The 9,667-nt window shown below is 62.7% G+C and carries 9 protein-coding genes and 2 pseudogenes; 4 read left to right on the top strand and 7 right to left on the bottom strand.

The features are described from left to right. Positions 1-619: L-threonylcarbamoyladenylate synthase (locus tag EN749_RS22835; protein ID WP_128364021.1), on the bottom strand; the 619-nt coding region annotated here is incomplete at its 3' end. A gap of 191 nt (positions 620-810) precedes the next feature. On the opposite strand from EN749_RS22835, the gene EN749_RS22830 reads away from it, so the two are divergent. Further along, on the top strand, positions 811-1,296 hold the full coding sequence (locus tag EN749_RS22830; protein ID WP_127398982.1) for a hypothetical protein: 486 nt from the start codon (positions 811-813) through the stop codon (positions 1,294-1,296). Between the two features lie 136 nt (positions 1,297-1,432). Next, complete coding sequence (locus EN749_RS22825) at positions 1,433-1,822, top strand: hypothetical protein (RefSeq protein ID WP_127271781.1); 390 nt, start codon at positions 1,433-1,435, stop codon at positions 1,820-1,822. Positions 1,823-1,925: 103 nt separating this feature from the next. Here the strand turns inward: EN749_RS22825 and EN749_RS22820 are convergent, their stop codons facing one another. Continuing rightward, positions 1,926-2,228 (bottom strand): ATPase, encoded by a 303-nt coding sequence (locus EN749_RS22820; RefSeq protein ID WP_127811017.1) that lies wholly within the window; start codon positions 2,226-2,228, stop codon positions 1,926-1,928. Between the two features lie 109 nt (positions 2,229-2,337). After that, on the bottom strand, positions 2,338-4,971 hold the full coding sequence (gene glyS / locus EN749_RS22815; protein WP_128364020.1) for a glycine--tRNA ligase subunit beta: 2,634 nt from the start codon (positions 4,969-4,971) through the stop codon (positions 2,338-2,340). A gap of 88 nt (positions 4,972-5,059) precedes the next feature. Here glyS and EN749_RS22810 point away from each other — a divergent pair, with 88 nt between their 5' ends. Continuing rightward, positions 5,060-5,374, top strand: a complete 315-nt coding sequence (locus EN749_RS22810) for a hypothetical protein (RefSeq protein ID WP_127270002.1) — start codon at positions 5,060-5,062, stop codon at positions 5,372-5,374. 3 nt (positions 5,375-5,377) lie between these two features. Here the strand turns inward: EN749_RS22810 and EN749_RS22805 are convergent, their stop codons facing one another. Beyond that, positions 5,378-6,298 carry a glycine--tRNA ligase subunit alpha gene (locus EN749_RS22805; protein ID WP_174800366.1) on the bottom strand — a complete coding sequence of 307 codons (921 nt, stop codon included), beginning with the start codon at positions 6,296-6,298 and terminating at the stop codon, positions 5,378-5,380. 217 nt (positions 6,299-6,515) lie between these two features. Between EN749_RS22805 and EN749_RS22800 the strand changes: the two are divergent. Then, positions 6,516-6,978: pseudogene (locus tag EN749_RS22800) on the top strand (GNAT family N-acetyltransferase). A 79-nt stretch (positions 6,979-7,057) separates the two neighbouring features. Here EN749_RS22800 and EN749_RS22795 read toward each other — a convergent pair. The 3 genes and pseudogenes from EN749_RS22795 to EN749_RS38960 form a co-directional block, all read right to left on the bottom strand. After that, positions 7,058-8,833 carry a tetratricopeptide repeat protein gene (locus EN749_RS22795; RefSeq protein ID WP_127328420.1) on the bottom strand — a complete coding sequence of 592 codons (1,776 nt, stop codon included), beginning with the start codon at positions 8,831-8,833 and terminating at the stop codon, positions 7,058-7,060. A gap of 257 nt (positions 8,834-9,090) precedes the next feature. After that, positions 9,091-9,534, bottom strand: coding sequence for a DUF1284 domain-containing protein (locus tag EN749_RS22790; RefSeq protein WP_127398920.1), 444 nt, complete (start codon positions 9,532-9,534; stop codon positions 9,091-9,093). Continuing rightward, a pseudogene (locus EN749_RS38960) lies at positions 9,531-9,667 on the bottom strand (biotin transporter BioY); the annotation flags it as partial. The gene EN749_RS22790 and the pseudogene EN749_RS38960, both read right to left, overlap by 4 nt.

The following is a 9,667-nucleotide window of genomic DNA, read 5'->3' as shown; positions in this document are numbered from 1 at the left end:
ATCCCATGCCGATGGCCGCCTCGATCTCCTCGGCGGCGATGCCGCCGGGCCTCAGCAGCCGCATTCTGTCCCCTTCGGCCTTGACAATGGTCGATTCCAGCCCGATCGGCGTCGCGCCGCCATCGACCACCAGCTTTATGCGCGTGCCGAGATCCGCCGCTACCGCTTGCGCGGTCGTTGCGCTGATTTTGCCGGATGAATTGGCGCTGGGCGCTGCAAGCGGGCGGCCGAGCCTGGCGATCAGCTCGCCGCCAAAGCCCCTCGGCATGCGCAAGGCAATCGTATCGAGCCCGGCGGTGACCAGCGGATGGATGCCGTTGCCGGGCCGTTGCGGCAGCACCAGCGTCAGCGGACCTGGCCAGAATGCCAGCGCCAGTTTCCTGGACAGCGGATCGAACAACGCGAGGCGCTCTGCCATCGCCATATCCGCGACATGGGCGATCAGCGGATTGAAGCGCGGGCGCCCCTTGGCTTCGAAGATGCGCGCCACGCCGATGCCGTTGGTGGCGTCGCCGGCCAGCCCGTAGACGGTTTCCGTCGGGATGGCGACGACATCGCCTTCCATGAGCAGCGCCAGCGCCCGCTCCAGCGCCTCGCCCGAGCCAAGTATTTCAGCCACTCTCGTCACCTCACAGATGCGGGGTGCGTAGTACGATGGCGGCCGTTGGGCAAGCCGCTGTTGGGTAACCGATTGTTGGCGAGCAGGAGCATTGGCGATTTATCAATCCCTAAAATGCTATGTTTCCACGAAAGCCGGCATCAATTCCGGCCTGCTATCGAAGAGCTTCTGGGCAAAGGGGAGCGACATCAGTGTCTGCGCGTATCCTGCTGGGTATCATTCTTGCTGTTGCGGCCGGCGAAGCCCAGGCGTCATCCCTGGTTTTTCCAGGCACGCCATCCTCCACACCATCGATCGTCAGGATCGGCGCCCCCAACCAGCCTGGAACCGCCGATGCGGTCAACGCCAGCGATGCGCTGTCGGTGGTGGCAAAAGGGGAAGCGCAGCCCGACGTCACCGATGAAAAGGTGGCGGCGATCCCGGACAAGCCCGCGACCGGGCACGGCTTCCAGCCAGGCCCGATGGTCATTCGTGGCGGCGTTACCGGTCCCGATTTCCCTGCACCGGCGCCAACCGCTGCACCAGCGACAGGTGCCGAGCCGGCCGCTGGCACGGCGCCGGCAACGGCCACCGCCTCCGCAGCCCCCTCAGGGAACGCCGAGAACCAACCCACGCCGCCGAGCGCTCCGGCGCCGGCAGCAGGGCAGCACATGCCTCCCAACGGCTACACCAAATAGCCCCGGCTCAAAGACAGCCGACATCGATGGCGTGACTTGACGGTGGTCTGGCGCCCGGCGCACCATTGCCAGGCAAACCCCGTTCTAGGCATTTCTGGCAGACGGGATTTCATCGCTAGGGGTAAAGGGGGTGATCATGAGAAAATCTGGAATCGTAACCGGGGCAGGCCTTCTGCTGGCGTCATTGCTTGGCGTCGTCGCGGCTCATGCCGACGATATGCTGGGATCCTATGTCGCGCGCATTTCCGATCGCGACCATCAGGCGAGTGACGGCTATGCGCTGGACAATGCCGCGCAGATGGTGCGGCAGGACCGCGCCAACTGGCACAAATTCCACCGCCGTGACAGCGACGACGAGGCTGATGGCTGGTTCAGGACCAACGGCCAGCGCGCCGACCTGCAGCGCATGCTGGAACGCGGCGGTGCGATGAGTTCCTCGACCAAGCGCGCCATCGTCAATGGCGAACCGCTGATCCAGGTCGATGTCTACGAAAACAGCGTGCGCGTCAGCATTCTCGAGAACTGACCGTCGCCAGGGACGGCTGATCGTCGGCTTCGGGGACGGCTGATAGGAAAAGGCGGCGCCTCAGCGCCGCCTTGCCATCGATAGACTCGGCGGCCGAAAAAAATCAGGCCGCTTCTTCCTTATCATCATCTTCTTCGGACTCGTCGCCTTCAGCCTTCACGCTGTCCTCGGCGTCGTCTTCGTCCTCGTCTTCTTCCTCTTCATCTTCGTCGTCATCCGAGAGCGTGGCAGTTTCGGCGGACTCGTCGCCTTCCCCATCGTCGCCGTCTTCGTCGTCATCAGACAGGTCAGCGGCTTCGATCGCTGCGGCGGCGGCATGATCGAGGATGGTTTCGGAAGCGGATTCAAGCGCCCCGGCGGGAACCGGGGTTTCTTCTGTCACTTCGATTTCGTGATCGGAATTCATGGAAGCCTCCGTGGGGTTGGGGAACATGTCCCTTTTGCCACGGAGAGATCATCGCCATATGACTGTAAGCCGGCTCGAACGGCAGGTAGCAGAGAATATTTTCTTCGCCTTAACCTGCGATCCTGGAGAAATCCGCGACCTGGCCGGTGGCCGCGCGGATGCGGGCGAGCAGCGCGAGGCGGTTGGCACGCACCGCCTGATCCTCATCGTTTACAAGAACATGCTCAAAGAATGAATCAACCGGCTCGCGCAACACGCTAAGCGCCAGCAGGGCGCCGGAAAAGTCATCGTTTTGAATCGCTTCGCCGGCTTGCTTCTCAGCCTGATTCACCGCCGCAAACAGCGATTTCTCGGCATCCTCGCGCAAAAGTGCCGACTCAACGGTTTCGGCGACCGCCGTTTTCTTCTTCTCCTCGGCGGCCAGAATGTTGGCCGCACGCTTGGTGCCGGCGAGCAGATTCTTGCCGTCCTCGGTGTCGAGGAAGGAGCCCAGCGCCTCGACCCGGCGCACGATCTGCAGGAGATCGTCGGACTGCGATTGGCCAATCTCCCCCCTAGAGGGGGAGATGCCCGGCAGGGCAGAGGGGGGCGCTTCGCGCTGAGAGGTCGGCGGGACAGCGCCCCCCTCTGTCGGCTTCGCCGACATCTCCCCCTCTAGGGGGGAGATTGGGCGCGAACCTGCCGCCAACACCGCATCGATGAGATCATGCCGTGCGCCCTGGTCACGGAGATAGACCTTCAGGCGATCGTGGAAGAAGGCCAGGAGGTCATCTAGCAAATCCGAGATGGTGAATTTTGCTAGCTCGCTCCACACCTTGATATCCGATTTCCCCGCCCACATAAACGCACCGCGAACTAGATCAACGATCGAGTATTCAACATCAAACTCAACTTGCTCTGGCCTGACGTGTCCAAGAGCGATAATTTTCCCGCCGTCAAAGGTTCGGAGTCTTCCAAGCACACTTGCACGCACCACATAATCGACGATCGAACTTGCGATCCGATCCTTAGCCGAAATCTTCAACGCATTTTCCAGTATGATCCTCACCACCCCGAGCGCAGCCCTCCGCAACGCATAGGGGTCCTTCGATCCCGTCGGCTTCTCGTCGATGGCCCAGAAGCCGACCAGCGTATCAAGCTTGTCGGCGAGCGCCACTGCAATCGAAACCGGATCGCTCGGCACATAATCGGATGGGCCTTGCGGCTTGTAGTGTTCCTCGATGGCTGCGGCCACAGATGGATGCTCGCCCTGCAGCAGCGCATATTTATGGCCCATGGCGCCCTGCAACTCGGGAAACTCGCCAACCACTTCGGTGGTGAGATCGGCCTTGGCGAGAACCGCGGCGCGAGCGGCAAGCGCGGTAATCTCCCCCCTCGAGGGGGAGATGTCGCCGAAGGCGACAGAGGGGGTCGGTACGACCGGACGCGACGCCCCATCGCGGTCAGAGGACGCCGGCGCTTCACGCGCGGCGACCCCCTCTGGCCTGCCGGCCATCTCCCCCTCAAGGGGGGAGATTGACTGCGCCACGATCGGCGCCAGTTCTTCCGCCAATCGCTTGATCCGCTCCACCCGTTCGCCCTGCGTGCCGAGCTTGGCGTGGAAAGTCACGCCGAGATGGTCGAGCCGGGCCATGCGCTGGTCGAGCGGCTTCTTGAGATCAAGCCCGAATTTTTCCGCCGATGCCTCGAGCTCAGCCAGGTCAGGCAAATCGCCCTGGTCGGTCGTCCAGAAATAAAGCGCGTCGGACAGGCGGGCGCGCACCACCTTGCCGTTGCCGTGGGCGATCTCCTTGCCGCCATCCTTCGCTTCGATATTGGCGGTGAGGATGAAGCGGTTGGAAAGCGCGTCGGCGACACCCTGTGGCCGCGTCACAAAGCATTTCTGGTTGGCGCGAATGGTCAGCCGGATCACCTCGGCCGGAATGGCGAGGAATGCCTCCTCGAACTCGCCCATCAGCACGACAGGCCATTCGACCAGCCCGGACACTTCCTCCAGTAGCCCTTCGTCCTCGACCAGATCAAGCCCGTTGGCGAAGGCGAGATTGCGGGCGTCGGCAAGGATGATCTCCTTGCGGCGGTCGGCATCGAGCACGACCTTGGCCGCTTCCAGCTTGGAAACATAGTCGTCGAAGCGGCGCACCGTAATGGCGTCAGGCGCATGGAAGCGGTGGCCGTAGGTGATGTTGCCGGAGCGGATGCCGTCGATCTCGAAATCGACCACGACAGGCTCCTCGGTTTCCGGACCGAAGGTGCACAGGATCGATTGCAGCGGCCGTACCCAGCGCAGTGAACCGGGCTTGGCCGAGGCCGGCCCCCAGCGCATCGATTTCGGCCACGGAAAATTGCGGATGATGCCCGGCACCAGGTCCGCGATGATCTCTTCCGCCGCCCTGCCCGGCTTCGAAATGTGGGCGACATAAAAATCGCCCTTCTTCGGATCGGAATGGACATGGGCCTCGGCGATCGAAGAAAGTCCGGCCTTGCGCAGGAAACCCTGGACTGCCTGTTCAGGCGCCGATGTCGAAGGCCCCTTGATCTCTTCGCTTATATCCTTCGAGCGCGCGGTGAGACCCCTGATATCGAGCGTCAGCCGGCGTGGCGTCCAGTACTCGCGCGCCGCCTCATAGGTCAGCCCCGCCTCGACCAGGCCGTCGGTCAGCATCTTCCTGAGATCACCCGCCGCCTTGCGCTGCATGCGGGCAGGAATCTCTTCCGAGCGGAGTTCTAGAAGCAGGTCAGGCATGGATGGGGCTCACGCGGCAAAATGGTCCGGGCGGGGGCATAGCAACTCGGCTGGCCGCTGTCACCCTTTCCGCGCGGGGATCGCCGATTTGCGCCCGTTTCCAGAAATTTTGGCCGCCCTGTCGGGACAAGACCGCGCCACCCGTCCTTGGATCAAAGATTTCCATGAACCGAACGCAGCGCTGAAGCGACCCACGCTCAGGCAGGAAACTATTGGCTCAACGACCATGAAAACGGCATCCAGACTTCTGCAGATCCTCGCGCTCGGCGCCTGCTTCACGGCGCAGGCTCACGGTGCCTTCTCGATGCCGGGCGTTCGACAGGCATTGCGCACGATCGACGGTGCCGGCGGTCAGGCCGTACCGCCGATCAACGTTTCCCTCGAGATGATGAAGCGGGCCTGAAGCTCAGGCCGCCAAGCCACCCGCCTGCGTCTTCAAAAACGCTTCGCCGCAGGCCTTGGCCAGATTGCGCACCCGCAGGATGTAGCTCTGCCGCTCGGTGACCGAAATCACGCCGCGTGCGTCGAGCAGGTTGAAGACATGGCTGGCCTTGATGCACTGGTCGTAGGCCGGGAAAACCATGCGGTGCATCGGCAGATTGTCGTTCGATGCCGGCGCGCCGGCGTCGAGCAGCGCCTTGCACTCGGCCTCGGCGTCCTCGAAGTGGCGCAGAAGCATCGCCGTGTTGGCGTGTTCGAAGTTGTGGCGCGAATATTCCTGCTCGGCCTGCAGGAAGACATCGCCATAGGTGACCTTGTCGGCGCCTTCGCGGCCGTTGAAATTGAGGTCGTAGACATTGTCGACGCCCTGCACATACATGGCCAGTCGCTCCAGCCCGTAGGTGAGTTCGCCGGCCACCGGCGCGCATTCGATGCCGCAGACCTGCTGGAAGTAGGTGAACTGCGAGACTTCCATGCCGTCGCACCAGCATTCCCAGCCGAGACCCCAGGCGCCCAGCGTCGGGCTTTCCCAATCATCCTCGACGAAGCGGATGTCGTGCAGCAGCGGATCGACGCCGATCGCCGCCAGCGAGCCGAGATAGAGTTCCTGCAAATTGGGCGGGTTCGGCTTCAGGATCACCTGGTATTGGTAATAATGCTGCAGCCGGTTCGGGTTCTCGCCATAACGCCCGTCCTTGGGACGACGCGAAGGCTGGACATAGGCAGCGTTCCAGCGTTTTGGGCCGAGCGCGCGCAGCGTCGTTGCCGGATGAAAGGTGCCGGCGCCGACTTCCATGTCGTAGGGTTGCAGGATGACGCAGCCATAGGCCGCCCAATAGTTGTGCAAGGTCAGGATCAGCCCCTGGAACGAGCGGCTGGGATGCATATGGGCGGGGATTTCAATTGTCACGGATGGCCTCGACAGCACAGGCTAGCTTGCCGGCACGTCCTAGAGACCCGGCAGCAAAGCGTCAAGCAAAGCACGCCGATGCGGTCACCCCGACATTATGGACAATGTTGAAAGCTTTGCAGGGGCTGGCCCATGCCCATCTCTCGGGCCTGCGCTCTGTTCGCCTGTGCAGCAACGACAACAGGTTTCAGCCATGCCCAGCCCGATCGTCATCCGCCCTGTCGCGCGACAGGATTTCGAGCAATGGCTGCCGCTGTGGGACGGCTACAATGCATTTTATGGCCGCTCGGGCGAAACGGCCCTGCCGGGAGAGATCACCCAGATGACATGGTCTCGTTTCTTCGATGCCTATGAGCCGGTCCACGCGCTGGTGGCCGAAGGCGAGGGACAGCTTCTCGGCCTTGTGCACTATCTCTTCCATCGCAGCACCACGGCGATCGCGCCGAATTGCTATCTGCAGGACCTTTTCACCACGCAGGCCTCGCGTGGCAAAGGCATCGGACGGGCGCTGATCGAGGGCGTCTACGAGCGCGCGCAGGCGGCCGGCTCAGGCCGGGTATACTGGCTGACGCATGAGAACCAATCACACGGCGATGAAGCTTTACGACAAGGTCGCCGAACACTCCGGCTTCGTCGTCTATCGCAAGCTCTTCTGAGGCAGCCGGCCGAATCCGGTTCAAACGAAAACGGGACTCCGAAAAGAGCCCCGTTCGCCTTGAATTCAAATGGCTGACGTCACCCCTTCGGGGCGGGCACCGGCTCTGGCTTGACCTTCGGGGTTTCCTGCGCCGTGTTGGACTCGATCGGCGGCAGGCCCTTCATCAGCTTCTGCTGCAATTTGGCCAGCACATCGGGATCCGGCTTCAGGTCGCGAGCCTGGTTCCACTGGAAAGTGGCTTCCAGCTTGCGGCCGACGCGCCAGTAGGCGTCGCCGAGGTGATCGTTGAGAACCGGATCTTCCGGCTTCAGCGACACGGCGCGTTCCATTTCGCGCACCGCGTCATCGAACCTGCCGAGGCGGAAATAGGCCCAACCCAGCGAATCGACGATGTAACCGTCGCTCGGCCTGAGGTCGACGGCCTTTTGAATCATCGCCAGGCCTTCCTTGAGGTTCATGTTCATGTCGACCCAGGAATAGCCGAGATAGTTCAGCACCTGCGGCTGGTCGGGGAACAGTTCCAGCGCCTTGCGGAAGTTCGGCTCGGCCTTGGGCCATTCCTTCAGACGCTCATAAGCGATGCCGCGCTGGTAGAAGATGTTCCAGTTGGCCGCGGTCGGCGCCTTCAGCACCTCGACGGCCTTATCGTAGAGAGTGGCGGCCGAACGGAAATCGTCCTTCGAGGAATAGACGCCGCCGAGCGCCAGATAGGCGCGCATGTCATTGGGATGGGCGTCGACCAAGGCTTTCAGATGGGTGATCGCTTCTTCGTGACGGTCGAGATCGGCAAGATTGAGGCCGAGTTGCAGGTCCGAAAGCTCCTTCAGCGGCGAAGCGGCAGGAATCCGGCGATAGAGCGCGATGGCACCTTCGCCGTCCTTCAATTGCTCGGACACGGCGGCGAGTTGCACAAGGGCAGCGTCGCTGTCAGGCTTCAAAGCAAGCGCATATTGCAGATAGAGGCGCACGAACGGCTCGCCGCCGCCACGGTTGAGCGCGGTGGCGAGGTCGAGCAGGATTTCGGAGGCGCCATCGGATGGGCCGGCAACCAGCGGCGCAATCTTGTCGCCTTTTGCAATTCGGTCGCGCAAGGCGACGATTTCCAGCTTGCCCGGCGAAAACGCCTCGGCCTGGTCGAGCACCGACAGCGCCTTGGTCTTGTCGCCCTTGCGGACCAGGAACGAGGCGTAGGCCTGGGCATTGCGCATCCAGGTTTCGGGAGCGGCACCGCCGGCGGCGGTATCCTGCATGGTCGCGGCATAGATCGCCTCGGCCTTTTCGGGCATGCCGGATGCATCAGCGATCAGGGCGCGGTGGAACGACTTGAACAGGCCGAACCAATCCGGCCCCTGCAGCTTGTCGATGGACGCCATCGCATCGGCAGGCTCTCCGGCGCCTTGCTGCGCCCAGCCGGACATCACGCCGGAGATCAACCGGTCGAGATCGGATTCCAGCGACAGCTTGAGCCAGTACTGCGCCTTGGTGAAATCCTTCTTGTGGAAGGAATCGACGGCGAGCGCCAAGCGCGAGAAACGCTCGACGTCAGGCACTTCCTTGAGCTTGTCGGCATAGACCAGGGATTCGTCGAAGCGCCCTTGCGCGATCAGCGACAGCATCAGGCTCTGCTGCAGGCCGGTGTCGCTCGGGTCGAAGGCCAATGCTTGCTTGTAGTAGGCGATGGCGCTGTCGAGGTCGTTGTCGCCCTCGGCGATCCGGGCCGCCAGATAAGCGCCCGAAAACGACGTGATCTTGACCGGTTCGGTGGTTTGCTTGGCATAGGCCGGCAAAGCCGAGATCGCCATGCCGGTCACAATTGCCAGCCTTGTCAGCCAGCGCGCACGTCCTTGCCGCATCATATCCCTTTCAGCCAGGCGCCATCTCCGCATCAGCGGGATCGGCGTAGACTCGATCTTTCCAGGCAAAGCATGGCCTTTTTGGGGTCGCGCTTCAATCCGCCTCGAATTCACAATCCGGGCACCCGATTAACAAATCATGGCGACAGGCACCAGTTTTCCGGTCTTGAATTTCGGTGTTGGCCCTGCACGGCGCCGAAGATATCGCAGATTCGACCCCTGAGCTCGGCTTCGACCGCTAAGGCTCGGGGCCAATATCAACCCTCGGCTGGCGCGGCGGACCGCTGCACCAGCGTGTCGCTATATCCACCGGCCGCTATCGTGCTGCACAGTTCGTTCCATTCGCAGCCGCCGCAGGCCTTGCGTACAAGGCCAGCCGAAAACGCCTGCCGCATCCGGGCTAAGGTCCCCGTGTCGAGATCGAGGTGGGTGCCGACCCGGATTGGCCGCGCCAGCAATTCCTCTACATCCAGCCCGGCGAGCCGGTCCCGCTCGACGACGCTCTCGTTGAGGCAGTGAGGTTCCGTCTCGTCGAGCAATGGAGCGCAGACATCATCGGGGCCGGAAACGAGGAGGATGTCCTCGCCCCGGCTCAGGCGCTCCGCGACGCGATCATAATTGGCGGTGAAGGCGGGGCTGTATCCCTTGCCCACATAGGTGAGCAGGCAAAGGAGATGATGGGCGCGCAGCTTGATCGTCACGGATTGGCCGGCTTGGCCTTGCCGCCGGGAAGGGCCATGAGGGTCGCGGCACCCAGCGCTGACTTGAGCAAGCCGCCGACGATGAACGGCAGGAAGCCGAAGGGAACGGCCTGGTCGGCCCCAATCATGACGG

It is taken from the genome of Mesorhizobium sp. M7A.F.Ca.ET.027.02.1.1 (genome assembly GCF_004022985.1).
In the GTDB taxonomy this organism is placed as follows: Bacteria; Pseudomonadota; Alphaproteobacteria; order Rhizobiales; family Rhizobiaceae; genus Mesorhizobium.
This window is presented reverse-complemented; position numbering and strand designations above follow the sequence as displayed.

Coding starts and splice junctions, on each gene's coding strand:
- glyS (WP_128364020.1), bottom strand. CDS start 4,971: ATGCCTGACCTGCTTCTAGAACTCCGCTCGGAAGAGATTCCTGCCCGC.
- EN749_RS22805 (WP_174800366.1), bottom strand. CDS start 6,298: ATGCATCCCAGCCGCTCGTTCCAGGGGCTGATCCTGACCTTGCACAAC.
- EN749_RS22795 (WP_127328420.1), bottom strand. CDS start 8,833: ATGCGGCAAGGACGTGCGCGCTGGCTGACAAGGCTGGCAATTGTGACC.
- EN749_RS22825 (WP_127271781.1), top strand. CDS start 1,433: ATGAGAAAATCTGGAATCGTAACCGGGGCAGGCCTTCTGCTGGCGTCA.
- EN749_RS22820 (WP_127811017.1), bottom strand. CDS start 2,228: ATGAATTCCGATCACGAAATCGAAGTGACAGAAGAAACCCCGGTTCCC.